We start from the raw sequence: 24,562 nt of genomic DNA, 5'->3' as shown, positions 1-24,562 counted from the left end.
ACCACGCGTCAGTGGTCCCGCACTTCGCCCTGGGCGATCTCGACGCGGTGGTGCAGGCTCGCGAGCCCCGCGGCGGCTCCGCCGCCGGATGCGGCTGAGCAGGCGAGGAGCAGGCCGGCTGCCGCGACCGCCACCCCGCGCGGTGTGACCGCGGGTTGGAGCAGCGCCTTCACCCGCTGAGGCACGAGCCCGCCCGAGGCACCCGCGGCGAAGGACGGCCGCGTGGGGCCGCCGGTGCTCTTGGCCAGGGCCGCGCGACCGATGGCGCGCGCGGTCAGATGACGGTCACCGACCACGGTCGCGGCGGCTTCGTCGGCGACGCGCTCGACGGCCAGGGCGATGGCGTCCCGCAGTCCGCGCATCGCGGGATGGCAGCGGGTGGCGAGGTCGCCCACGGCGAGGAAGTAGTGATGGCGTCCTGCGAGGTGGGCCCGTTCGTGCGCGAGGAGGGCTTCCCGCTCGGGTCCGTTCAGGGTGCGCAGCATTCCGGAGGTCACCACGACGCGCCCCGGGCTCCCGGGAAGGGCGTAGGCGTCGGGTTCGGGGTGGTCCAGGACACTCAGGTCTCCGGCGGAGGGCGCGTCGCGCAGCTGTGCGTGCGCGGTGCGGTACTGGCGGAGCTGACGCAGCGCCGCCCCGGCCACGGCGTGAAGGCAGACGAGGAGCGTCCCGACGGCGAGCGCGGAGGCCGGGTAGGCGACGGTGGCGGGCGCCACGTTCAGCGGGTGGACCAGGTGACCGAAGCGGGCGAGGGCCGACACGGTGAGCATGCCGGCGAGAAGCAGGACCCCGAGTGCCGCGAGCCAGCCGGCCGCCAGCACGCACGCGGTCGCGGTCAGCGCCCACATCGCGGCCGCCGGACGCTGACGGGATCCCACCAGCCGGATGAGCACCGGTGCCGCGAGCGGCATCAGGAGCGGCACGGCCAGAGCGGTGATCACTGCCCGCCGCCATCTCCCAGAAGTTCGCGCAGTATGCGTTCGTCCTCGGGATCCAGGTCCGAGACGAACCGGGCGAGCGCGGTCGGGCGGTCGTGGTCCTTGTCGAGCTCGTGGCGCATGCGCTGAGCGGTCAGACCGTGGGCGTCCCGGACGGGGAAGTAGGCGAATCCCCGGCCGGAACGCTCCCGGCCGACGGCCCCCTTCGCATGGAGACGGGTCAGTGCCGTGGTCACCGTGGTGCGGGCCAGGCCGGCCGCGAGGCTCTTCTGCACCTGGCCGACGGTCCGGGGTCCGTCCGCGGCCCACAGTGCCGCGAGCACGCTCGCCTCCAGTTCTCCCGCCGCTCTGCGTTCGGCTACGCCCTCCGTCATGACGTTTCCTTCATCTCCGGATCGTCTACAGTTCCGTAGACCGTCTACAGCATTGTAGTCGCTCCGCCGTTCTGCCCGGCCGCCCCCTGCCCGCATGTATGAAGGGCCAACGTCCATGGCCGTACACCCCGTCGCCCCTTCGCCACTCTCACGACAAGCCGCCGAGCACCGGAACGAGACCCCTTGATGCAACTCGCCTACGACGGTTCGGCCATCGACGGCCCGGCCTACCTCAAGATCGTCGGCCTCGCCGACCGGACCCCCGGATGGGTCGACAGCCTGGTCACCACCTGGTCGGCGTACGGGCTGGGAGTGTTCGCGCTGCTGATGCTCGTCGCCTGGTGGCGGGCCCGCCGGGCGGGGACACCGACCGCGGTCACCGCGCTGGCCGTCCCGCTGGTCACCGTCCTCGCCTACGGCGCCAACTCACTGCTGAAACTCGCGGTTCATGAGGACCGGCCCTGCGACCAACTGCACGTGGCCACCCTGGAAGCGTGCCCGGCACCCGGTGACTGGTCCTTCCCCAGCAACCACGCGGCCCTCGCCTCCGCTGCGGCCGTCGCTCTCCTCCTCGTATCGCGCCGGCTCGGACTCGTCGCCCTGGCCGCGGCGGGTCTGATGGCGGCCTCCCGGGTGTGGGTGGGCGCGCACTACCCGCACGACGTCCTGGCCGGCTTCCTGGTCGGCGCCCTGGTCGCCTGCGTCACCACCTGGGCGGTACGGCGCAGGCAGGAGGCGATCGCCGCGCGGCTGAAGTGCGGCCCACTGCGCCCGCTGCTGGCCGCGTGACCCGCTCAGCCGGTCCGGGGGAACCCGAGGTCGAGGCCGCCGTGGCTCGGGTCGGCCCATCGGGAGGTGACGACCTTTCCGCGGGTGAAGAAGTGCACCCCCTCGGTGCCGTGCGCGTGGGTGTCCCCGAACAGGCTGTTCTTCCACCCTCCGAAGGAGAAGTACGAGACGGGCACGGGGATCGGCACGTTGACGCCGACCATGCCGGCCTCGACCTCGTTCTGGAACCGCCGGGCCGCTCCGCCGTCGTTGGTGTAGATCGCCGTGCCGTTGCCGTACGGGTTGGCGTTGATGAGGGCCAGGCCGTCGTCGTAGGAGGGCACGCGGACCACACAGAGGACGGGGCCGAAGATCTCGTCCGTGTAGACCGGCATGTCGGTGCTGACGTGGTCGAAGAGTGTCGGGGCGAGGAAGAAGCCGTCCCCGTCGGCGTCGACCGCGCCCTCCCGGCCGTCCACGAGCAGCGTGGCGCCGGCCTTGACCCCGGCGTCGAGATAGGACGCGACCTTGTCCCGGTGTTCCCGGGTGACCAGCGGGCCCATGTCGCAGTCGCGGGTTCCGTCGCCGGTACGCAGACGGCTCATCCGTTCGACGATCCGCGCCACGAGCGCGTCGGCGACCGGTTCGACGGCGACGAGTACGGAGATCGCCATGCACCGCTCGCCCGCCGAGCCGAAGCCCGCGTTGACGGCAGCGTCCGCGGCGAGGTCGAGGTCGGCGTCCGGCAGGACCAGCATGTGGTTCTTCGCGCCGCCCAGGGCCTGGACCCGCTTGCCGCGGGCGGTCGCCTGCTCGTACACGTACCTCGCGACGGGTGTCGAGCCGACGAAGGACACGGCCTTGACGGCGTCGTGGTGGAGGAGCTCGTCGACGGCCTCCTTGTCGCCGTTGACGACCTGGAACAGGCCGTCGGGCAGGCCTGCTTCCTTCCACAGGGCCGCCAGGGCGAGGGGGGCGCTGGGGTCCTTCTCGCTGGGCTTCAGCACCACCGCGTTACCGCAGGCCAGCGCGATCGGGACGAACCACATGGGCACCATGGCGGGAAAGTTGAACGGGGAGATGACCGCGACGACGCCGAGGCTCTGCCGGACGGAGTGGACGTCCAGCCGGGTCGAGGCGTTCTCGGAGTAGTCCCCCTTGAGCAGGTGCGGGATGCCGCAGGCGAATTCGGCCACCTCAAGACCGCGGGTGACCTCCCCGAGGGCGTCCGACAGCACCTTGCCGTGTTCGGCGGTGATCAGGGAGGCGATGTCCCGCTTGTGCGCGTTGAGCAGTTCCCGGAAGGCGAAGAGCACGCGGGCCCGCTTGGCGAGGGACTGTGCGCGCCAGTCCCGCCAGGCCGCTTCGGCTGAGGTGACGGCGGCACGCACGAGTTCGGCCGAGGCGAGGTCGACGGTCGCGGTCCGCTCCCCGGTGGCGGGATTGTGGACCGGCGCGGTGCGTCCGGCCGGTCCGTCCCAGGTCCGGCCGTCGATGAAATGGGTGATGCGCTGCGGCAGGCTCACGACGAGCTCCTTCTGCGATGGGGTCAGGACTGGTTGCCCGGGCGCGGGTCGGGTGCGCTGCGCCCCACGCGATCGGCCGCGGGGGCGAGCAGGGGCCGCTGGGCCTTCTTGTGGCCGGTGTAGGACGTGTGGGCCGCCTGCGTCGATCCGAGCCGGGACACCTCGCTGACGGGGACGTCCCACCAGCTGTCGCTGTCGGGTGCGAAGACGTGCGGGTCGGTCTCGACGTGGATGACGAAGGGGCCCCCGTCGGCCGGCCACGCCCTGGCCCGGGCGATGGCTGCCTCCAGTTCGCTGCGGGAACGCACCTCGACGACGTGGGCGCCGAGGCTGCGGGCGTTGGCGGCGAGGTCGGTGGGCAGGTTCGGGCCGTCCAGGCGCCCGTCGGCGGAGCGGTAGCGGTACCGGGTGCCGAAGCGTTGGGAGCCGAGTGCTTCGGAGAGTGAGCCGATCGAGTGGAAGCCGTTGTTCTGGACGAGCACGACGACGACCTTGATCCGCTCCTGGACGGCGGTGGCCAGTTCGGTCGGCATCATGAGGTAGCCGCCGTCGCCGACCATGGCGAAGACGTCCCGGGTGTCGTCGGCCAGCCGGACTCCGAGCGCGGCGGGTATCTCGTAACCCATGCAGGAGTAGCCGTACTCGACGTGGTACGCCTTGCGGTCGCGGACGCGCCACAGCTTGTGGAGGTCGCCGGGCATGGATCCGGCGGCGCACAGGACGACGTCGCGCGGGTCGCTGAGTTCATTGACGCAGCCGAGCACCGTGGCCTGGGTGAGTACGCCCTCGGGGAGCCGGCCGGTCACCTCGGGGGGCGGGTTGTACGCGGCCTCGACCCGCTCGTTCCAGCTGCGCCAGGACTCGTTCTGCGACCTCTCGAACGCGGGGTCGACGCGGTGGCCGGCCAGGGCCTCGGTGAGGGCGGTCAGTGCTTCACGGGCGTCGGCCACGAGCGCCAGGCCGGCGTGCTTGCCGGCGTCGAAGCCGGCGACGTTGATGTTGATGAAGCGGACTCCTTCGTTCTGGAAGGCGGTCCGCGAGGCGGTGGTGAAGTCGGTCCAGCGCGTCCCGACGCCTATGACGACGTCCGCTTCCCGGGCGAGCGCGTTCGCCGCGGTCGTGCCGGTGGAGCCGATACCGCCCATCAGCCGCGGGTGGCCGTGGGGCAGCGATCCCTTGCCCGCCTGGGTCTCACCGACCGGGATGCCGGTCCGCTCGGCCAGCGTGGTGAGCGCCGCCTCCGCTTCGGAGTGGTGCACGCCGCCCCCGGCCACGATCAGCGGACGCCCGGCCCGGCGTACGAGGTCCGCGGCGGCCGCGAGGCGGGCGGGTTCGGCCGGTGGCCGGGCCACGTGCCAGGTGCGGGGGTGGAACAGTTCGGCGGGCCAGTCGTACGCCTCGGCCTGGACGTCCTGCGGCAGCGCGATCGTCGCCGCACCCGTCTCCGCGGGGTCGGTGAGCACCCGCATGGCGCCCATGAGAGCCGAGGGAAGTTGCTCGGGGCGGCTGACCCGGTCGAAGAACCGCGACAGGGGCCGGAAGGCGTCGTTGACGGAGATGTCCGCCGCGCCGGGGTGCTCCAGCTCCTGGAGTACCGGGGCACTGGGGCGGGTGGCGAACGTGTCGGAGGGCAGCAGCAGCACGGGAAGGCGGTTGATGGTGGCCAGGGCCGCCCCCGTGAGCATGTTGGTGGATCCCGGTCCGATCGACGCGGTGCAGGCCCAGGTCTGCAGGCGGTCCTTCTGCCGGGCGTGGGCGACGGCGGTGTGCACCATGGCCTGTTCGTTGCGGGCCAGGATGTACGGGAGGCCGGGGCGGCCGTCCGCTTCCCGCTCGTGTTCGAGAAGCGCCTGGCCGATGCCCGCGACGTTGCCGTGGCCGAAGATGCCGAGGACACCTGCGAAGAGCGGCCTGCGCTGATCGTCGCGCTGGGACCACTGGGCGGCGAGGAACCTGACGGTCGCCTGCGACACGGTGAGCCGCACGGTCGCGGGCTGTGCGGTGTTCACGCGGCGCCTCCTGGGGGTCGGGGTGCGGGCCGGGCGGGTCCGGGGGCACGGCGGTGTGCCGTCCGTGGGTCGAAGGGCAGGTCCGGCCATGTCTCGCGGACCCGGGCGTGGGCGGGGTCGTCGCTGATGAGCCAGGCGCGCTCGGGGCCGGGACCGGCCATGACGTTGAGGTAGTACAGGTGGGCGTCGGGCGCGGCGATCGCCGGTCCGTGCCAGCCGTGGGGCACCAGGACGACGTCGCCGGTGCGTACTTCGGCCAGGACGTCGATGGGCCGTCCGGTGTCGGCGGTGTACACGCGCTGGTAGCCGACGGGGTCGGTGCAGCGGGCGTCCACGGGCGCGGTCTCGAAGTAGTAGATCTCTTCCAGGGCGCTCTCCTCCCCGGGGCGCGCGGTGTCGTGCTTGTGCGGCGGCCACGAACTCCAGTTGCCGGGCGGTGTCACGACCTCGCAGGCGATGAGGGCGTCCGCCCCCAGCACCTCGGGCGTGCCGAAGTTGCGTACGTGGCGGGAGGCGTTGCCGGCACCGCGCCGTTCGACCGGTACCTCGGCGGCGCTCAGGTGCCGGAAGGAGTGGCCGCCGGGCCCGCCCCGGCGGAGGTCCCCGGTCACTCGCGCGCCCGTGAGGGCGAGCCGGACCGGTCCGGCCGAAGCCCGGAGGGTGATACGCGAGCCCGCGGGTATGTACGCGGTGTCGGTGGGGCCGGCGAACACGTCGGAGCGTCCGGTGAGTTGCGCCTCGTGCACCCGCGCGTCGGAGGTGACGGCGGTGACCTCCGCGCTGCCGGACAGCGGCACGACGATGTGCTCCCAGTCCCCTGCGTCCACCACCCGGCTCTCGCCCGGGGCGAGAGCCGCCACCCGGAGGCTGGTGTGCCGCCAGTCCCGGCCGTCGGCGGTGACAGCGGTCTGCCATGCCGCGTCGGCGGATGTGCCCAGGGGCCGCACCCATCTGCTGTTGTCGCTCATGCGCCGCTCCCGTGAACGATCCCGGCGGCGATGTCGACGGCGGCCGCGACGTCGTCGTCGGGCGGGTAGAGCAGCGCGCGTCCGACGACGAGTCCTCTGGTCGCCGGGAGCGACAGCGCTTTGGCCCAGGACGCGTACGTGTCGTGCGGGTCGCCCTGCGGGTCCCCACCGAGCAGCAGGGTGGGCAAGGTGGTCGCGTCCAGGACGCGTTCGAGTTCGTCGACGACCGGCAGCTTCAGCCAGGTGTAGGCACTGGTCGCCCCGAGTGCGCTCGCGATGTGGATCGACTTCATGACGCTGTCGGGGTCGAGGAGGTTGCGTGCGCGGCCTTCCTCGCGAACGGTCAGGAAGGGCTCGATCATGGCCATGAGTCCGTGCGCGGCCAGTCCGGTGACGGCGTTGGCGGTCGCTTGGAGGGTGGCCGCGGTACCGGCGTCGTCGAGGCAGATCCGGGTGAGCGTCTTGCCGCCTTCGAGCCCTTGCGCGGCGATCGCCTCGGCGGTGTAGGCGGTGAACCGGTCGTCGAATTCGAAGGACGCGCCCTGCAGCCCGCCGCGGTTCATCGACCCGATGGCCACCCGGTCCTCCAACGCCCCCATCAGCAGCAGGTCGTCGAGGAGGTCGGGGGTGCCCAGCACGCCGTCCACCCCGGGGCGGGAGAGAGCGGTCGCCAGGCGGTCGAGCAGCATGCTGCGACTCGCCATGGCCGCGTCGTCGCCGCGCGCGCCCAGGGCACCGCGCGCGGGATGGTCGGCCGCGACGATGAGCAGGCGGCCGTCCTCGCCGGTCAGCGGCCGGCGGGAGCGCTTCTGCCAGGACCGTGCGATGCGGCCCGGCTCGCGGGCCCGGATCTCGGTCAGGTGTGCGGCATCCATCAGGCGTTCCCTTCGGCGTGGGCCGGCGGCCGGGAAGCGAGGACGGCCTGTACCTCGGCGGTGGTCGGCATGGCGGTGGAGCAGGCGAGGCGGGAGGCGACGATGGCGCCCGCGGCATTGGCGAATTCGACGACGCGGGGCAGATCCCAGCCGCTGAGCAGGCCGTGGACGAGCGCGCCGCCGAACGCGTCACCGGCGCCGAGGCCGTTGACGACCTCGACCGGGAACGGTGCGACGCGCACCTCTTCGTCCGGGGTCGCGGCCAGGACGCCGGCCGGCCCCATCTTGACGACGGCGAGTTCCAGACCGCGTTCGAGCAGGGCGTCCGCCGCCCGCCGGGGATCGGTCTCCCCGACGGCGACTTCGCACTCCTCCCGGTTGCCGACGGCCACGGTGACGTGTTCCAGGGCGAGGCCGGCCTGGTGGCCCGCCTCCTCGGGCCCGGTCCAGAACATGGGGCGGTAGTCGAGGTCCAGGACCGTGCGGGTCCTTCGGCCGCGGGCCTGCCAGGCGGCGAAGTGGGCTGCGCGGCTGGGCTCCGCGGACAGGCCGGTGACGGTCGCCCAGAAGACCGCCGACTCGCGGATGTCCTCCAGGGGCAGCGTGCCGGGGTCGATCATGAGATCGGGGGCGGCGCCGTACCGGTAGAAGTGGAGCGGGAAGTCGTCGGGGGGGAAGACCTCGCAGAAGGTGACCGGCGTGGGCGGCCCGTCCGGCGCCGTGAGGGGGGTGATGTAGGTGGTGTCGACGCCGAGGCGGGCAGCCTCCTGCTGGACGTAGCGGCCGAAGGGGTCACGGCCGACGCGGGTGATCAGGGCGGCGTCGCGACCGAGGCGGGCGGCGGCGACGGCGACGTTCGTGGCGCTTCCACCGAGGAACTTCTCGAACGTGCGCACCTCTTCGAGGCCGACGCCGTGGTCGAGCGGATAGATGTCGACGCCGGTCCGTCCGATGGCGAGGAGCTCGTGGGCCATGGTCAGCCCGCCGTGGTGCCGGCGGCGAGGGAGCGCAGGTGGTCGACCGAGGCGAGGACGTCGTCGAGGGGACCGGCGCCGCCGTCCTCACCGGGTGCGGCGTGCAGGATGGTGTCCTGTTCGAGCACGTACCACCCGGCGTATCCGTCCTCCTCCAGCAGCCGGACGATTCCCGCGATGTCGATGTCGCCGGCCCCCAGGGGAACGTACATGCCGTCGGCGACGGCCTCGGTGTACGTCGTGCGGCCGGCCCTCACCCGGTCGGCGAGGTCCAGGCGCACGTCCTTGAGGTGTACGTGGGAGACGCGTCCGGGCTGACGGGCCGCCAGAGCGAGGGGGTCGCCGCCGCCGATGAGCAGGTGCCCGGTGTCCAGGCACAGGCCGATGCCCGACCCGTCGAGGACCCGCTGCGTCTCCTCCCCCGATTCGATCATCGTCCCCACGTGGGGGTGCAGGGTCGCGAGCACACCGGCGGCGGCCGCCGCCGCGGAGATCCGGTCGAGGTTGGCGAGGAGGACGGACCACCCCTTCGCGTCGAGCGCGGGCCGCCCGTCGTAGCCGTGGGCACCGGTCGCCGCCGCGACGACGACTGTGCGGGCGTCGGCTGCCAGGAGACCGGTCAGCGCCGCCTCGACCTCGGGGAGCGGGTCGTGGTCCGGCTCGTGGAGGACGACCGGCACGAACTGGCCGACGGCGCGCAGGCCGTGCGAGGCGAGCGTGGCCGCCTTCTCCGCCGGGTCGTCGGGCAGGAAGCCTTCCGGTCCGAATTCGGTGGCCGCGAGTCCGGCCTCGCGCATCTGTCGCAGGACCAGGTCCGTGCCGAGCTGGTGCCCCCAGCCCGGAACCTCACAGACGCCCCAGGAAATGGGGGCTCCGGCGATGCGCTGGGTGAGAGGTGCGGTCACGGCCTGCCTCCCTCGGTGACGTGAACGGCGTGGACCGGCCTGATCGGCATGCCGTGCCTCTTCTCTGTTCGTGGTGGGTGTACCGGACACCTGCCCGGCTCTCGTGATCGAGCTTGCTCCGTCAAGCAGCGACCTGTCAACCTATTGTCCTGACATACTGACTGAAGAATTGCTCATGCCGGGCGGGTACCCGGCTGTCGCCACGACGGTACGCGCGAAGTCCTTCAGTCGACCTCATCCTGCAACAGAGTCACCTCGGTGATTCCCTCACGATCGGAAAGACGGGGAACCAACTCGTCGTGGACACCGTTGCCGGACAACTCAAGCAGGACGCCCACCTGGGAGGGGCCGGCATCCACCGGCGGGCAGCCGGCCGTCCGCAGGCCTGCCACGTGGAACCCCGCCCCCGTGCACTCCCGGACGATGTCACGCAGGAGCCCCCGTCCATCCAGGTAACTGACGTGCAGCAGTACCGACTCCGTGGGCGAGCGGGGCAACCGCCGTGCGAGCGCGGGGAACGCGAACGCCACCAGGAGGTAGGCCGCGGTGACGGCGGCCGCCAGCACCAGCAGCCCGGATCCCGCCGCCGCGCCGATGGACGCCGCCAGCCACACGCTGGCGGCCGTCGTCAGACCACGGACCGCGTCCCTGCGCACGAAGATCAGCCCGCCGCCGATGAAGCCGATTCCGGACACGATCTGCGCGGCCACGCGCGAGGGGTCCAGTCCCACGCCGGGCAGCCCGAGCATGTCGGCGAAGCCGTACTTCGACACCAGCATGAAGAGCGCCGATCCGAGGCCGACCAGCACATGGGTGCGCAGACCGGCCGATTTCTGCCGGTACTCGCGCTCCATGCCGATGACGGCGCACAGGGCGAAGGCCACCGCCAGATGGGCGAGCGACGTCCCGTCGTGGTTCACCGCGCCATCGCCCCGCCCGCCGAACGCGCCGCCTCCGGGCGGGCCGGTACGGCGTCGTGCACCAGGCAGTCGCTCGCCACCCTCGTGTCGTCGCCGGGCTGCCGGCCGCGCCCGTCCCAGGTGGTCGCCGCTCCCCCGGCCTCCCGCACCCGCAGCGCACCGGCCTCACCACGTACGCGTTCCAGCAGCCGTTCTCCGCCGGCACGCGGCCTGCGCCGCCCGCACCGTGCCCCGCGCCCGGCCGAGGCCGCGTACCGGCGCCGGTGCGCCACGTCGGCGACGACCTCGGTCTTCTGTATGTCCGCCACTGACGCCTTCAGCCGGACCCGCAGAGGGCGGGTGGACGTCCTGATCACCGGGGTCGCCTCGCGGGCGACGCGGATCGCGCCCGACAGCCTCTCGTCCCGTCTCACTTCTCCTCCTTCGGGTCCGCCGCGGGTGCGGTGCGGCCGGGAACCAGCCGTAGTCCCGGCCGGGCCGGCAGCACCGGGCCGCCGAACCGCGCCGCCGCCGCGGCGAGCGAGCGTCCGGCGTCGTCCCACGGGCGCAGATGGGTCACCGCGAGCAGACCGACGCCGGCGGCGGCTGCCAGCTCCCCGGTCTGCCGGGCGGTGAGGTGATGCGGGGGCGGGCCGGTGTTCTCGCCGTCCCAGCCGCCGGGTGCCGCGTCGCCCGCGTCACCGGGTCCCAGAGCCGCCTCCGCCAACAGCAGCCCGCTGCCGCGGGCGAGGTCCACGAGTGCGCGGCACGGCCCCGAGTCACCGGTGTAGGTCAGCGCCGCTCCCCCGGCCTCGACCCGCACGGCGTACGCCTCCACGGAGTGCCGGACCGGCGCCAGAAGCAGCCGGAAGAGGCCGCAAACCGCCTCGCCCGGACGGGCGTCCTCGAAGACCAGGGGCGAGGTGCGGCCCACCCTCGCCCGCGTGCCGGCCGGTGCGATCACGCGGGTCGGTTCGGCGCGTGGCGCCAGTTTCTCCTGCGCGTACGCCAGTGCCGCCAGGTCCGCCGAGTGGTCGCCGTGCCGATGGCTGACGACCACGGTGTCGACCTGATCCGGCCGGGCGTACGTCAGCAGAGTGCCGAAAGCTCCCGTTCCGAGGTCGAGCACGAGCCGGTGTCCGCCGTGCTCGACCAGGTAGCCGGAGCAGGGGTTGCCCGGCCCCGGCACCGACCCCGAGGAGCCGAGGACCGTGACGATCACGGCCCGGCACCTTCGATGACGAGCTCGACGAGGTCGGCGACCGCGCCGAGCCCGCACGGACCCACCACCACGTCGGCGGCGGCGCGCACTTCCTTGTGCCCGTCGCCGACCGCCGCGCCGAGACCGGCCGCCCGCACCATGGCGGTGTCGTTGGGGTTGTCGCCGATGGCGGCGATGCGTTCCATCGGGACGCCCGCCCGGTCGGCGAGGCGGCGCACCGCCACTTCCTTCCCCGCGGCACCCGGCAGGATCTCCAGATAGGTGTCCTCCGACTGGAGGAGCCGGGCGGCCGGACAGTGCCTGGCCGCCAGCCGCGCCAGCGGGCCGAGGCCCGGGCGGTCGGCGATCAGCATCACCTTCGTCGGCGCCTGCTGGACCGGGTCCTCCCGAAGTCCGATCCGGTCGCGTGCCGCGTAGGGCGCCAGCGACGGCGCTTCGCGCAGGACGTGGGCGTCCTCGCCGGAGAACGCCACCGCTCCGACACCTTCGGGAAGGGCGGGGAGCAGGTCGTCGCGCAGGGCCTCCCACGACACGCCCAGGTGCAGATCGAGCAGCCGTTTTCCGGTCAGCGGATCGACTACGCGTGCGCCGTTGTAGACGATCAGCGGTGTGCGCAGGCCGAGTTCCCGGTGGTAGCGGCCGGCGGAGACCTCGTTGCGGCCGGTGGCGATGACGACGGTGCCGCCCATGTCCTGGTAGCGACGCAGGGCCTGGCCGCTGCGGGGGACGATCCTCAGGTCGCGGTCGACCAGCGTGCCGTCCAGGTCGGTGACGATCCACGAGTGGCGCAGGGGTTCTGCGGGCGGCGTCATGAGGTGCTCCTCGCGGGCAGGCGGCTCAGGTACCAGTCCACGAACTCGCGTGCCGCGTGCGGTTCGAGGTTCGCCCCGTGCGCGAGATAGCCGGGCTGGTCCCAGCCGTCACGCCCGGCGAAGGAGCGGTACACACCGCCGGAGCGCCGCACCAGGACGTGAGCGGCGCAGATGTCCCAGGCGTTCACGGCTGTACCCAGGGCCGCGTCGCACCAGCCCGCCGCGACGTGGGCGAGGGTCAGCGCGGCACTTCCTGTGCGGCGTACGGTTCCGTAGCGGGTGACGAGTTCACCGAACCTGGGCAGCGTCTGCGGGTCGTTCCACGCGAGCTCCCGGGTGGTGGGGAATCCGGTGATGAGCAGTCCCCGGGACTCCTCACGCACTCCGCGCGGGCGCAACGGCTCGCCGCCGAGGTAGGCGCCGCCGGCATCGGCGGTGAAGACGTGTCCGGCGACCGGATCGACGATCGCGCCCGCCACGGGTTCGCCGTCGACCGTGGCGCCGACGGAGGTGCAGAAGAACGCGAGCCCCCGTGCGAAGTTGGCGGTGCCGTCGATGGGGTCGACGTACCAGGCGATGCGACCGCTCCCGTCCTGACGGCCGCCTTCCTCGCCCACGACCGTGCTGTCGGGTATCCGTTCGAGCAGCAGCTCCCGGATGCGCTCCTCGGCGCGCCTGTCGTGCACGGTGACAGGATCGTGCTCGTCGCGTTTGAAGTCGACGTCCATGGTGTCCCGGAACGCCGCCACCAGGTCGGGAGCCACGGCCGTCGCCGCCTCGGTGGCCACTTCGCGCAGCCGTGTGGAGAGTTCGTCCAGTTCGCTCATGCCGCGGCCTCCTGTCCGGGGTCCCGTGCGGTGTCGTGGCGGACCAGTGCGGTACGCAGCAGGTCCAGCAGTTCCGTTCCGTCGGCGACCTCGGCGTCGGGCCGGGGGCGGGCCCGCGGGTCGCGGTGGTCGGCGGGACGCATGAGGATCGTCGTACCGACTCCGGCGCGCTTGCCGCACACCACGTCACGGTCGTAGTTGTCGCCCACGTACCAGCAGTCGGCGGGGTCGACGGACAGGGCGCGGGCGGCCAGCCGGATCATCTCGGGGTCGGGCTTGCGGCGACCCGTCTCGTCGGAGTAGACCTGCACGTCGAGCAGGGGGTGGGTGCCGAAGCGGTGGGCGAGATCGCGGTTGAGCGCGCCGACGAGGGTGTTGGAGACGATGCCCGTGCGTACGCCGTGCCGACGGGCGAGGCGCAGCGTGTCGAGCATGCCGGGGGCCACCGTCCTGTCGCTCTCCGCGAGGACCAGTTCGCGGCACAGCCAGGTCGCCTCCGCGCCGACCAGTGCGCGTGCCGCGGAGGGCCAGTCCGCGGCGATGAAGTCCTCCCAGAGCTCACGGTGCCCGATCTCCCGGGGCGCGGGGGTGCGCACAAGCCCGTTCTTCCAGGCCCGGTACGCGGTCCTGCCGGCGGTGATGGAGGCCAGCACGCCGGCGCGGTCGAGCCCTGTGGAAGGACCGGTCAGCGCGTGCACGCGGGCGGCGAAGGCGTCGATGCGCTCGGGGCGCTTGACGGACCGCATCAGCACGCCGCCGTGGTCCAGCAGCAGCGCCCGCGGGGGGCGGGGCGTCGTCACGGGTTCTCCCCTCGGGTGGTTCGGGTGGTCGGGACGGATGCGCGGGGCTCGTCCGGCACGCGCCCCCGGGCGGCTCCGGGGGCTGCCGGGCCGACGCCGGTCACCGGGCCTGCGGGGCGGCTGCCCCGAGGAGCAGTCCGCGCAGTTCGTCCGGGTCTCCGACGACGGCGTCGGGTTCCGCCCGGACGATGTAGGGGCGGTCGTAGGTGCCGCGGGCTTCCATCAGAACGGTGGCGCCGGCGCCGGCCCGCCTGCCGCACAGGACGTCGCGGTCGTAGTTGTCGCCGACGTACCAGCAGTCGGCCGGGTCGGTGCCCAGGGCCCGGGCGGCGATGCGGATCATCTCGGGGTTGGGTTTGCGGACGGCGACCTCGTCGCTGTAGACCTGCACCGCCACCCGCTTGTCGAGACCGTGCTGGGTCATGTAGGCGCGGTGCACGGATCCGGCGAGTGCGTTGGAGACGATGGCGACGCCGACGCCGAGGTCGTCGCAGGCGTCGAGGAGTTCGGAGATGCCCGGGCGGGTGGTGCGGTCCTGTTTGAGTTCGCCGAGGCGGTGGCACAGCGGGTCGGCGTGCGCGGTCACCCAGGCGTGCGCCGCGTCCGGCCAGTCCGCGGCGACGAACTCGCTCCAGAACCGCCGGTGGGTCATTTCCCGGGGTGCGGCCGGCCGGCTCATCGCGTTCTTCCAGTGCGAGTCGGCAGCGGAACCCGCCTTGAGGTCCGTCTCGATGTGCTCGACGCTCAGTTCGCGGCAGCCCGCCGCGCTCAGCGCCGTGTGCAGCTCGGTGGCGAGTTCGCGTGCCCAGGTGGGCCGGTTGGTCGTTGCCACGAGCACCCCGCCGAAGTCGAGCAGCAGGGCGGAGGGGCGGGTCAGCTGGCCCATGTGGTGGTGTTCTCCTTGGTGAGGGCGGCGTCGTCCGCTTCGTCGGGGAGCCTGTCCCCCGACGCGTCGAACAGGTGCAGGTCGCTCGTACGGACCGCGCAGCGCACGGTCGTTCCGGGGGTGGCGCGTACATCGGTGTACGAGACGAGGTACAACTCGGTGTCCCCGGCGCTCACCAGCACGGTCCAGCTGGAGCCGGTGGGCAGCGCGGTCTTGACGGTGGCTTCGAAGACGTGGGCGCCGGCGGGTAGCTGTTCGCCGTCGTCGAGGAGCCGCAGGTTCTCCGGACGGGCGCCGACGGTGTTCAGCCGGCCCGTGAGGTCGGGGCGTTCCGCCAGGACCCGGTCGCGGACTGCCTCGGTGAACGCGTCGTCGCCGGTCTCGAAGAGGTTCATCGGGGGGCTGCCGACGAAACGGGCCACGAACGTGTTGGCCGGCCGGGTGTAGACCTCCATCGGTGGGGCCATCTGCTGCACGAGCCCCTTGTTCATCACCACGACGTGGGTGGCCATGGTCATGGCCTCCAGCTGGTCGTGCGTGACGAAGACGATGGTGTGGCCGGTCTCCTCGTGGATGCGCTTGAGTTCCGCCCGCATGTCCAGACGCAGTTGAGCGTCGAGGTTGGACAACGGTTCGTCCAGCAGCAGCACATTCGGGTTGACGGCGAGCATGCGTGCCAGGGAGACGCGCTGCTGCTGGCCGCCGGAGAGCTGGGCGGGGTAGCGGTCGGCAGCCCACTCGATCTGCATCATCCTGAGCGCGGCGGTGGCGCGTTCGGCTCGTTCCGCGGGCTTGACCTTGCGGACCCTCAGGCCGAACTCGACGTTCCTGGCCACCGTGAGGTGCGGCCAGAGCGCGTAGTTCTGGAACACGAGGCCCATGCCGCGCTTCTCCGGCGGGACGAAGACGCCGTCGACCGTGGAGTCCATGATGCGGCCGCCGACGGTGATGGTGCCGGCGTTGAGCGGTTCGAGGCCGGAGATCATGCGCAGGGTGGTGGTCTTCCCGCACCCGGAGGGTCCCAGCAGACAGGTGAACGAACCGTCCGGGATCTCCAGGTCGAGGTGGTCGACCGCGGGCGGTCCGGAGCCGTAGCTCTTGCGCACCGACGAGAGCGTGATGGTCGGCATGACGTCTTCAGCCTCCGAGTCCGGACGACAGGTTGGTCCTGGTCAGGCGTTGGGTGAGGTAGGTGGCGAGGAAGGAGACCAGAGCGATGACGAGCACCACCGCGTTGGCCATCTGGTCGTAGGCGTAGTCGACGAGGTTGATCGACAGCGTCGTCAGCAGCTGGGTACCGGTGGTGGTGAGCATGATGACGATGCTCAGTTCCTTGAGACCCGAGATGAACGGCAGGATGACGCCGGTGGTCAGGGCGCCGCGCTGGATCGGGATGATGATCTTGCGCAGCCGGGTGAACCAGCCGGCCCCGGATATCTGCGCGGCCTCCTCGGGTTCCCGGCCGAGCTGCGTCATGGCGCTGATGCCGGACCGCGAGGCGTAGGGCAGGTGGGTGACGGCCAGGACGAGCACGAGCAGGCTGACCGAGCCGTACAGCGCGGGAACCGGGCCCCGGCGCACGGCGAACAGGGAGAGGAAGGCGGCCGCGAAGGCAATGCCCGGCACCATGTAGGGCAGGAAGCTGATCTGCCTCAGGAGGGCGCCGGTTCTGCTGGTGCCGGCGCGGACCACGACGTACCCGACGAGCAGTCCCACGACGCCGCAGATGAGTGCGGCGAGGCCGACGATGCGCAGGCTGTTCCACGCGGCTTCGTAGAGCTGGCTGCCGCGCAGCACACCGTGCGGGAAGCCGGGGGCGCCGGACAGGTGGGAGCCGATCCAGTACTTGAGGGTGAAGTTGTCGGCGCGGAAGACTCCGGGGGTTTTGGTGACGGTGGACAGGGCGAGGGTGGCCACCGGAATCACGACTCCGGCCATGAACACGGCCAGCGCGGCACCGAGGGCGGGCAGGCGCCAGCGCCCGAGGGCCGAGACGCGGTCCATGGCGCCCTTGCCGCCCACCGTGATGAATCGCTTCTGATTCCTGGCGAGCCGGGTGTCGACGAGGATCACCAGGACCCCGATCACCACGATGACCGCGGTCAGCACGGCGGTGACGCCGCGCTGGTGGCTGTTGACGGCCCGGAACAGCGAGGTGGACAGCAGGCTGTAGTCGACGGGCAGGCCCAGGATGTACGGGGTGCCGAAGGTGCCGAGGATACGGCCGAAGACCAGGAGGACCGAGGACGACAGCGACGGGAGCATCAGCGGGAGGGTGATCCGGGCGGCGACCGTGCGGCGGCCGGCGCCCAGGATGCGGGCGGAGTCCTCCAGCTGGCTGTCGATGCGGCGCAGCGCGTTGCCGAACAGCAGGAGGACGAACGGGTAGTAGTGCAGACCCAGGCAGAGGATGATGGGTACCTGGCCGTACGCCAGCCAGTCGGGCGTGTGCACGCCCCAGGACTCCAGGATGCCGATCTGCCCGCCGGATGAGTCGTTCTTGAACAGCGCCAGCCAGGCCAGCGCGAAGGTCCAGGACGGCAGCATGTACGGCACGACCAGGGCGGTGGACAGCCACTTGCGGCCCTTCACGTCGGTGCGGGTCAGCAGCCAGGCCATGGACCCGCCGAGAACCACGGCCACGACCGTGACCCCGAGCGCCACCACGACGGTGTGCAGCAGGGGCTCCCAGAAGAGCACCCTGGCGACCGGCGAACGGAAGACCCGCCAGAAGTAGTAGCTGCTGAGGCTGCCGGGAGCCTGACGCGCCTGGCCCTCGTCCCCGTACTGCACCTGTGCGGAGTCGGAAAGGACCGCGATGAGCGGTGCCAGGACCAGATAGAGGAGGGCGACGACGAGCAGGACGCCCAGCAGGTGCGTCGGTTCGTGCCGTAGGACGCTCAGCCGGTAGCGCAGTCGGCTGAGCCGGGTTCCCGCCGGTCCGTCGGCTTCGGGTGGGGCGGTTTCGGGTGAACGGGTGGCGGCGGCCATACGCGGTTCTCCGTAACGTGTCCGTGTCCGTGTGCGGGCCGGCGGGGTCCGGGCGGACGCGCCGGCGATCGGTCAGCCGTGGTTGAGGCGCCAGAGGTCCTGCGTCGGCTGCAGGTTGTCGAAGTCGTTCTTGAGGTTGGCCGGGTCGAAGACGAAGAGCTGCTTGTTCCAGTCGGTCAGCCCGTCGGGCAGGAACGCGCCCTGCTTCAGGGTGGGGTTGCCCGGGACGCCGCCGGTGCCCAGCTGGGTGTCCACGCCGTCCTGCGTGAGCATGAAGTGGACGAACAGCTTGGCCGCGGCGGGGTGCTTGCTCTTCGTGGCGACGGCCGCGTACTTCGGGTACTGGTAACCGGACCACGGCTGCATCCCGGTGCAGACCCGCATGCTGTAGTTCTTTTCCTTCACGTCGCGGAACTTCGCGTTGGACACCAGCGCGACCCGCTCCTTGGTCTGGTTCGGCGAGGCGACGGCAGCCGCGGCGTCGTCGTCCGAGGAGGTCAGGATCGGGCTGTTCCTGGCCAGTCCCTTGATCCATGCCTCGGCCGCCGAGTCACCCGCGGGCAGTTCCTTCCCGTACTTGGCCTCGTACGCCTGCCGCAGCGGCGCGTCTCCGCCGGCCTTCAACTGGTTGAAGAACTCGACGATGTTGGGCTTGCCGAGGGGGTCCTGCATGGCGGCCTTGCCCTTCCAGGCGGGGTCGGCCAGGTCCCAGATGTTCTTCACGGGGCAGCCCTCGGGGAAGAGCTTGGGGTTGTAGATCCACATGTTCCCCTTGGACAGCACCTGCAACGGGTTCTGCCGGGCGGCGGGTATGTCCTTGGCGAGACTTCCGGGTATCCAGGTGTGGACGACCTTCTGCGCCAGCAACTGGCCGACGAGCGAGGGCCCGTCCTCGTAGAAGGTGGCATCGATGGTGACGTTGCCGGCCTGGTTCTCCCTGGTCATCTTCTCCAGGGTGTCGCCGACCTTGCTCTTGACCCCGGTCGCCTTGATGCCGTACTTGGCGGTGAAGGCGGCAGCGGTCTTGGTGATGTCACCGGTGCTGTCGTAGACCGTGACGCTGCCGTCCTTCTTCGCCTCGGCGATGAGTGCGTCCAGGTCGAAGTCGGAGTCGATCTGCGGCTCGACACCGGACGCGGAGCCGGATTCGGCTCCGGTTCCCGTGGGGCCGGTGGACGGCGCGCAGGCCGCCGCGGCGCCAATCGCCCCGGCGAGCACGAGGGATACGGCGACGCGCCGGCACCGGCCGCCGGGGCGGGTGGTGACTCCGAGAGCAGAGCTGGGCATGGGTTGACCTCCCGCGGTGTCCCGGAGAGAACCGGGGCTCGATTGGCGTGGTCCGAGGCCAACGAGCACCGCTCGGCGACCTGATGCCCGACAGCTTCGACCTGCCCCCGCACTATGTCAAGACATAAGGATGAAACGGCCGCACACGACATTCACATCGCCGTAACCAGCAGGTCATCCACCGTCCGTCCGGAGGTCCGGTCGAACCCCTTTATTTGTCAGCACATTCTTATGTAAGGTCCCTCTTCACCGCAGAGGTGACCCACCGTCAAGGAGGAACCATGCACAGACGCACCCGCCTGGCCGCCGGTCTCGCCGTGCTCGCGACCGGACTGACCGCCGCGACCGCCACCGCCTCGACCCCGCCGCTCCCGGGCAACCAGTCCGTAGCGCCCGTATACGCCAAGGCCGAGACCCGGGCCCTGTACGACGACGAGGCCGGGGGCAACTCCAACGCCGACGACCCCGCGATCTGGTACAACTCCGCACACCCCGGCTCCAGTCTGGTGCTGGGCACTGCCAAGGAAGGCGGTCTGGATGTCTACCGCCTCGACGGCTCACTGGTGCAGTCCCTCCCCGCCCCGGCCGCGCCCGGGCCGGAGTCCGCGCCCGGCCGCTTCAACAACGTGGATGTGCTCACCAAGGTGCGCTTCCCCGACGGCCGGCGCTCGGACGTCGCCGTCGTCACCGACCGCGGGCGCGACCGCATCCGCTTCTACCGGATCGACGGCTCCAGGCCGGCCGCGCCGCTGACCGACGTCACCGACACCGCCGTCCCGCGCGCCTTCGCCGCCACCGAGGCCGAAGTCGACGACCAGTACACGGCGTACGGCACCGCGGTGTGGCAGGACGAGGACACCGGCCGCTCTTACGTGCTCGCCAGTCGCCGTCACACCCCTGACCTGGCGCTGTTCGAGCTCCGGGTCACCCGGTCGGGCACCGTGACCTACGACAAGGTCCGCACGCTCACCCTTCCGAGCACCTTCCGCACGCCCGGAGGTCTCTGGAGCCCCTGCCAGGACCCGGGCGACGGTCCCCAGATCGAGGGCCTCGCGGTGGACGCGGACGAGGAGGAGCTCTACATCGGCCAGGAGGACGTCGGCGTCTGGAAGGTGGACGCCGACCTCGACGACGAGCCCGAAATGGTCGACCGGGTGCGTCAGTTCGGAATACCGGCGGTCTACGACCCGGAGAGCGACGAGTGTGTGGCGGGCGCCGATCCGGGATACGGCGGTGAGCACATCACCGCGGACACCGAGGGCGTCACCCTGTTCCGCGGCCCCTCGGGCCGGCAGTACCTGATCGTCTCCAGTCAGGGCGACTACACCTACTCCGTCTACGACACCTCGGACGACGACGAGTGGACCGGCTCCTTCCGGGTGGCTCCCGGTACGGTCGCCGACGGCTCCGAGGAGACCGACGGCATCGCCGCCACGGGCCGGGCGCTCGGCACGGCCTTCCCCAACGGCCTCTTCGTCGCCCAGGACGGCTACAACGCCCCGGCGTCCGGCGACGACGGCGACCGGACGGACACCAACTACAAGCTCGTCGACCTGTCCGACATACTGCGCGCCGCGGGCGTGCGCTGACCGAACCGCCGGGGAGGGCGGCAGGCGCCGCCCTCCCCTTCCCGCCTTGTCCGGGCCGGCCGGAAGAGAGGCTCTCCGTGACCGTCACCGTCGCCCTGTGCGTCACCGCTGTCGCCTTCGTCTTCATCTGCGGCGCCAACGACGGAGGGGCCCTGCTGGAGCTCGCCGTACGGCACCGCGGCCGATCGGTGGGACCGCTGCTCGCGCTGCTCGTCGTGACCGTCGGACTGGGCCCGGACCTCTTCGGACTCGCCGTCGCCCGCACCTTCACCGGCCATCTCGCCCAGGGGCCGCCCGGCGCCGCGCGGCTGGTCTTCCTGGCGGGCGCCGGCGCCTCGGTCGTACTGGTGCTGCTGCTGGCCTGGCGCGGCGTGCCCACCTCTCTGACCCTGGCCGTTCTGGGGGGCCTGGCCGGAGCCGATTCCGCCCTCGGTATCCGTCCGGCGTGGGGCGATCTGGGCTCGGTGCTGGCCATCGGAGCCGCCGCACCCCTGGTGGGAGCGGGAGCCGGCTGGTTCATCGGCCGCGCGGTGCGCCTCCTCCCCGCGCTGCACGGAATGCCGCGGCTGGTGAGCGGTCTGCAACTGACGGCGTTCGGCTGCCAATGCCTGGCCTACGCCGCCAATGACGCGCAGAAGATGTTCGCCGTGGTGGCCGTCGCGTTCGCGGGAGACGTACTCATGCCCCACCCGTGGCAGGCCGGTGACCTCATGGTGGCCGCGGTCTTCGCCGCGGGCGCCGTCACCGGCGCGCGCAGAGTGGCGCGCGGCGCGACCAGCCGCCTGCTCACCACCCGGCCCTGGCAGGTGATGTCCGCCGAGTTCGCCTCGTCCGCCGCGGTGCTGTCCACGGCCGGCTTCGGCATGCCGGTCAGCATGACCCAGTCCGTGGCCGGCGGACTCGTCGGCACCGGCGTCAGCGACGGCGGCCGGCGTGTGCGCTGGCAGTACACCCTCCCGCTGCTGACAGTCTGGCTGGTAACGCTGCCGGCCGGTTTCGCCGCCGGCGCCTTGGCCGGTCTGATCCTCAAGGGAGTCACCTCATGGTGAACGCGACCGTGCGCCGCATCATCGGCGATCTCACCGGACGCACCCACCGCAGAACCATCGACCTGCTGACCGCCCAGCTCGACGCGACGGTCCAAGGTGTCGATCTGGCGGCGGACCTCGCGGCGGGGCGTGTCTCTCCGGCCGAGGCGCGCGAGCGCATGGCCGGCGTGGAGCACGAGGGCGACGCACGCCGGGCCGCGCTGGTCGCGGAGCTGTCCACGACACTCACCACGCCGATCGACCGCGAGGACCTCTACCGCTTCTCCCGGTCCGTCGACGACGTCCTGGACGGGCTCCGGGACCTGGTCCGTGAGACCGACCTCTTTGGCCTGCCCGGCGACCCGGCCGACCTGCCCGCACTGCGGGCGGTGCGCGAGGGCCTGATCGCCCTGCGCCAGGCCGTCGCCGGGCTGCCGGGCGCTCCCGGCCAGGTGCATCAGGGCGCCATGGTCGCCCGCAAGGCCGCGGGACGGGTGCGACGCGCGTACCAGGAAGCGATCGCCGCGCTGTTGCGCGACGAAGGGCGCGTCGGAACGCTCGGCCGCCGGGAGCTATTGCGCCGCCTCGACGGAATCGGGCGACGGCTCAAGGATGCCGCCGCCGACCTGTCCGACGCCCTGCTCAAGCGAGGGCACTGACCGGTGCGACCCGGGCCGTCCCCCGCGCACGACCCACGCGCGCAGCGGCCGGTACGGACACGGCCCGCGCACGCGGAGGCATCCGTGCGGGTCCGTCACGCCCGCCGGTCAGTGCGCGGCGACGGTCATCTCGAACGCGTAGCGGGAAGCGCGGTAGACGTGCGATCCGTATTCGACCGGCCTCCCCGAGCCGTCGAATGCGGTGCGTGTCATGGTGAGCAGGGTCGCGCCGCGGGCCTCGTCCAGCAGCCTGGCCTCCGCGGCTGTCGCCCTGCGGGCTCCGATGCTCTGCTCGGCGGTGCTCAGGACCACGCCGGACCGGCGGAGCAGCTGGTACAGCCCTCCTTCGGCCAGCGCGTCGGCGCTCAGCTCGATGACGCCCTCCGGAAGGTAGTTGTGCAGCAGCGCGATCGGCTGGTCCTCGGCGAAACGCAGGCGGTCGACGGCGAGCACCGGCCGGCCCTCTTCCAGACCGAGTGCGGCGGCGACGGGCGCCCCGGCCGGGACCGTCTCGACGGAGAGCACCTGCGTGGACGGGCGACGGCCGCCCCGCTCCAGGTCCTCGAAGAGGCTGGTGAGCTCGATCTGACGTCGTATGCGATTCGCGACGACCTGGGTGCCCACGCCCCGTTTGCGGGCCAGCAGACCCTTGTTGACGAGGTGTTGCATCGCCTGGCGCATGGTCGGGCGGGAGAGTCCGAACTCATCGGCCATCAGGATCTCGTTGCTCAGCCTGGTGCCCGGCGGCAGGTCTCCCGCCTCGATGAGGTCCTGCAACTGCTGGGCGAACTGGAAGTAGAGGGGGACCGGACTGCTCCGGTCGATCGTGATCTTCTTCGTGAGCGGTTCCACGTCGCCCTCCTGCACTCTGCTGCCGACACCTGCAAGTATGCCTCAATCTCCTTTAGATTCGTACGTCTTTATGTCTGAACAAATACTTGCTCTTCCGGCGGCCGGGGGATAGAAATCAGCTGGGCCGTCCCAGGCTCGACCCGACCATCCGCCCGCAGGAAAGGTCTCGCACATGCGTATTGGACTCATCGGGACGGGCCGCATCGGCGCGTTCCACGCCTCCACGCTCGCCGCGCTGCCGGCCGTCACCACGCTCGTCCTCCACGATCCCGACGCACGCTCCGCCCGGGCCGTGGCGAACCGCGTCGGCGGCGAGTGCGCCGACAGCCTCGGCGGACTGCTCGACGCCGGACTGGACGGGATGGTCATCGCGGCGCCCACCGGCTCCCACGCGGAACTGATCATGGCCGCGCACGGGGCGGGGCTCCCCACCTTCTGCGAGAAGCCGGTCGCCTCGACCCTGGAGGAGACCGACCGGGTGCTGTCCGCGTTGCGGGACTCGGACGTGCCCCTGCAGATCGGCTTCCAACGCCGGTTCGACGCCGGTTACCGTTCCGCGCGCGAGGCCGTCGCGTCCGGACGCCTCGGCTGGACACACACCCTTCGGGCCTGCACCTCGGACCCGGCGCCCCCGCACCCCGGGTACATCCCCGGTTCGGGCGGCATCTTCCGCGACTGCTCCGTACACGACTACGACATCGTCCGATGGGTGACGGGCCGGGAGATCACCGAGGTCTACGCCACCGGAGCCAATCGCGGCGAGGAGTTCTTCGCCGCGGCCCAGGACGTCGACACCGCCGTCTCCGTACTCACCCTGGACGACGGCACCCTGGCCACGTGCACCGCCACCCGCTACAACGGCGCCGGTTACGACGTACGTCTGGAGGTCTGCGGCTCCGCGGGAACGCTGGTCGCCGGCCTGACCGAGCAGGCCCCGCTGGCCTCGGCCGAGGGGGCGGCCTATCCGAACGGCTCGCCCTACCCGGGCTTCATGGAGCGTTTCCAGGACGCCTACCGTGCGGAACTCACCGCTTTCACCGAAGTCGTGGCAGGCGTCCGCCCCAGCCCGTGCACCGGCGAGGACGCCCGCGCTGCTCTGGCCGTGGCCGAGACCGCCACCCGCTCCCGCGCCGAGGGGCGCCCCCTTCCGGTCCCCGCTCCCGCGCGCGCCCACGTGTAGGGCGACGGGCACCTCCGAGCCCCGCGGACGAGACCCGGGCCGGGAGCGGATCACCTTGCCGCCGCGGCCGGCCCGTGGCTCGACACGGTCGGATTCGATCCCTGAGTCCCTTGATTCCGACCTGAGTTGAACGGCAGTACGTCAAGATTGGCGTCCTGGGGAATTCACTCCGCGGGCTGGCGACGACATGTCG

At 71.8% G+C, this 24,562-nt stretch carries 24 protein-coding genes; 5 read left to right on the top strand and 19 right to left on the bottom strand.

Going from position 1 to position 24,562, the window contains the following annotated elements; all coding sequences use genetic code 11:
• Window positions 1-8 precede the first annotated feature (8 nt).
• Complete coding sequence (locus ACZ6C6_RS07970; protein ID WP_469200248.1) at window positions 9-941, bottom strand: M56 family metallopeptidase; 933 nt, start codon at window positions 939-941, stop codon at window positions 9-11.
• A complete protein-coding gene (locus ACZ6C6_RS07965; RefSeq protein WP_469200246.1) occupies window positions 938-1,312 on the bottom strand; it encodes a BlaI/MecI/CopY family transcriptional regulator in 375 nt (124 codons plus the stop codon). The genes ACZ6C6_RS07970 and ACZ6C6_RS07965 overlap by 4 nt, the downstream gene beginning before the upstream one ends.
• Before the next feature lie 186 nt (window positions 1,313-1,498).
• Between ACZ6C6_RS07965 and ACZ6C6_RS07960 the strand changes: the two genes are divergently transcribed.
• Entirely contained in the window at window positions 1,499-2,101 is a 603-nt protein-coding gene (locus ACZ6C6_RS07960; RefSeq protein ID WP_469200861.1) for a phosphatase PAP2 family protein, read from the top strand.
• Window positions 2,102-2,106: 5 nt separating this feature from the next.
• Here the strand turns inward: ACZ6C6_RS07960 and ACZ6C6_RS07955 are convergent, their stop codons facing one another.
• The 16 genes from ACZ6C6_RS07955 to ACZ6C6_RS07880 all read right to left on the bottom strand — a co-directional run bounded on the left by ACZ6C6_RS07955 (window position 2,107) and on the right by ACZ6C6_RS07880 (window position 19,061).
• Window positions 2,107-3,600: a CoA-acylating methylmalonate-semialdehyde dehydrogenase gene (locus tag ACZ6C6_RS07955; protein ID WP_469200859.1), complete on the bottom strand. Its 1,494-nt coding sequence runs from the start codon at window positions 3,598-3,600 to the stop codon at window positions 2,107-2,109.
• A gap of 29 nt (window positions 3,601-3,629) precedes the next feature.
• Window positions 3,630-5,615: a 3D-(3,5/4)-trihydroxycyclohexane-1,2-dione acylhydrolase (decyclizing) gene (iolD, locus tag ACZ6C6_RS07950; RefSeq protein ID WP_469200244.1), complete on the bottom strand. Its 1,986-nt coding sequence runs from the start codon at window positions 5,613-5,615 to the stop codon at window positions 3,630-3,632.
• Window positions 5,612-6,583, bottom strand: coding sequence for a 5-deoxy-glucuronate isomerase (iolB, locus tag ACZ6C6_RS07945; protein ID WP_469200242.1), 972 nt, complete (start codon window positions 6,581-6,583; stop codon window positions 5,612-5,614). Before iolB ends, iolD begins: the two co-directional genes overlap by 4 nt.
• On the bottom strand, window positions 6,580-7,458 hold the full coding sequence (locus tag ACZ6C6_RS07940) for a Cgl0159 family (beta/alpha)8-fold protein (RefSeq protein WP_469200240.1): 879 nt from the start codon (window positions 7,456-7,458) through the stop codon (window positions 6,580-6,582). Before ACZ6C6_RS07940 ends, iolB begins: the two co-directional genes overlap by 4 nt.
• Window positions 7,458-8,432, bottom strand: coding sequence for a 5-dehydro-2-deoxygluconokinase (gene iolC, locus ACZ6C6_RS07935; RefSeq protein ID WP_469200238.1), 975 nt, complete (start codon window positions 8,430-8,432; stop codon window positions 7,458-7,460). The genes ACZ6C6_RS07940 and iolC overlap by 1 nt, the downstream gene beginning before the upstream one ends.
• A gap of 2 nt (window positions 8,433-8,434) precedes the next feature.
• Complete coding sequence (locus ACZ6C6_RS07930; protein WP_469200236.1) at window positions 8,435-9,337, bottom strand: TIM barrel protein; 903 nt, start codon at window positions 9,335-9,337, stop codon at window positions 8,435-8,437.
• 224 nt (window positions 9,338-9,561) lie between these two features.
• Window positions 9,562-10,191, bottom strand: a complete 630-nt coding sequence (locus ACZ6C6_RS07925; RefSeq protein ID WP_469200858.1) for an MgtC/SapB family protein — start codon at window positions 10,189-10,191, stop codon at window positions 9,562-9,564.
• 62 nt (window positions 10,192-10,253) lie between these two features.
• Window positions 10,254-10,670, bottom strand: coding sequence for a hypothetical protein (locus ACZ6C6_RS07920; protein ID WP_469200234.1), 417 nt, complete (start codon window positions 10,668-10,670; stop codon window positions 10,254-10,256).
• Window positions 10,667-11,458 (bottom strand): MBL fold metallo-hydrolase, encoded by a 792-nt coding sequence (locus ACZ6C6_RS07915; RefSeq protein ID WP_469200231.1) that lies wholly within the window; start codon window positions 11,456-11,458, stop codon window positions 10,667-10,669. Before ACZ6C6_RS07915 ends, ACZ6C6_RS07920 begins: the two co-directional genes overlap by 4 nt.
• Window positions 11,455-12,270, bottom strand: coding sequence for an HAD hydrolase family protein (locus ACZ6C6_RS07910; RefSeq protein WP_469200229.1), 816 nt, complete (start codon window positions 12,268-12,270; stop codon window positions 11,455-11,457). The genes ACZ6C6_RS07915 and ACZ6C6_RS07910 overlap by 4 nt, the downstream gene beginning before the upstream one ends.
• Complete coding sequence (locus ACZ6C6_RS07905; RefSeq protein WP_469200227.1) at window positions 12,267-13,097, bottom strand: inositol monophosphatase family protein; 831 nt, start codon at window positions 13,095-13,097, stop codon at window positions 12,267-12,269. Before ACZ6C6_RS07905 ends, ACZ6C6_RS07910 begins: the two co-directional genes overlap by 4 nt.
• Window positions 13,094-13,897: an HAD family hydrolase gene (locus ACZ6C6_RS07900; RefSeq protein WP_469200225.1), complete on the bottom strand. Its 804-nt coding sequence runs from the start codon at window positions 13,895-13,897 to the stop codon at window positions 13,094-13,096. The genes ACZ6C6_RS07905 and ACZ6C6_RS07900 overlap by 4 nt, the downstream gene beginning before the upstream one ends.
• A gap of 100 nt (window positions 13,898-13,997) precedes the next feature.
• Window positions 13,998-14,783, bottom strand: a complete 786-nt coding sequence (locus ACZ6C6_RS07895) for an HAD family hydrolase (RefSeq protein WP_469200223.1) — start codon at window positions 14,781-14,783, stop codon at window positions 13,998-14,000.
• On the bottom strand, window positions 14,771-15,913 hold the full coding sequence (locus tag ACZ6C6_RS07890) for an ABC transporter ATP-binding protein (RefSeq protein ID WP_469200221.1): 1,143 nt from the start codon (window positions 15,911-15,913) through the stop codon (window positions 14,771-14,773). The genes ACZ6C6_RS07895 and ACZ6C6_RS07890 overlap by 13 nt, the downstream gene beginning before the upstream one ends.
• Before the next feature lie 7 nt (window positions 15,914-15,920).
• Window positions 15,921-17,774 carry an ABC transporter permease gene (locus ACZ6C6_RS07885; protein ID WP_469200219.1) on the bottom strand — a complete coding sequence of 618 codons (1,854 nt, stop codon included), beginning with the start codon at window positions 17,772-17,774 and terminating at the stop codon, window positions 15,921-15,923.
• Window positions 17,775-17,846: 72 nt separating this feature from the next.
• Window positions 17,847-19,061: an ABC transporter substrate-binding protein gene (locus ACZ6C6_RS07880; protein WP_469200217.1), complete on the bottom strand. Its 1,215-nt coding sequence runs from the start codon at window positions 19,059-19,061 to the stop codon at window positions 17,847-17,849.
• A gap of 281 nt (window positions 19,062-19,342) precedes the next feature.
• On the opposite strand from ACZ6C6_RS07880, the gene ACZ6C6_RS07875 reads away from it, so the two are divergent.
• The 3 genes from ACZ6C6_RS07875 (at window position 19,343) to ACZ6C6_RS07865 (ending at window position 22,337) form a co-directional block, all read left to right on the top strand.
• Complete coding sequence (locus tag ACZ6C6_RS07875) at window positions 19,343-20,650, top strand: phytase (RefSeq protein WP_469200214.1); 1,308 nt, start codon at window positions 19,343-19,345, stop codon at window positions 20,648-20,650.
• A gap of 77 nt (window positions 20,651-20,727) precedes the next feature.
• Entirely contained in the window at window positions 20,728-21,699 is a 972-nt protein-coding gene (locus tag ACZ6C6_RS07870; RefSeq protein WP_469200212.1) for an inorganic phosphate transporter, read from the top strand.
• A complete protein-coding gene (locus tag ACZ6C6_RS07865; protein WP_469200210.1) occupies window positions 21,693-22,337 on the top strand; it encodes a DUF47 domain-containing protein in 645 nt (214 codons plus the stop codon). The genes ACZ6C6_RS07870 and ACZ6C6_RS07865 overlap by 7 nt, the downstream gene beginning before the upstream one ends.
• 108 nt (window positions 22,338-22,445) lie before the next feature.
• Here the strand turns inward: ACZ6C6_RS07865 and ACZ6C6_RS07860 are convergent, their stop codons facing one another.
• Window positions 22,446-23,189, bottom strand: coding sequence for a GntR family transcriptional regulator (locus tag ACZ6C6_RS07860; protein ID WP_469200208.1), 744 nt, complete (start codon window positions 23,187-23,189; stop codon window positions 22,446-22,448).
• Between the two features lie 172 nt (window positions 23,190-23,361).
• On the opposite strand from ACZ6C6_RS07860, the gene ACZ6C6_RS07855 reads away from it, so the two are divergent.
• Window positions 23,362-24,369, top strand: a complete 1,008-nt coding sequence (locus tag ACZ6C6_RS07855) for a Gfo/Idh/MocA family protein (protein ID WP_469200206.1) — start codon at window positions 23,362-23,364, stop codon at window positions 24,367-24,369.
• Window positions 24,370-24,562 lie beyond the last annotated feature (193 nt).

It is taken from the genome of Streptomyces sp. NPDC041814 (assembly GCF_055590565.1).
This window is presented reverse-complemented; position numbering and strand designations above follow the sequence as displayed.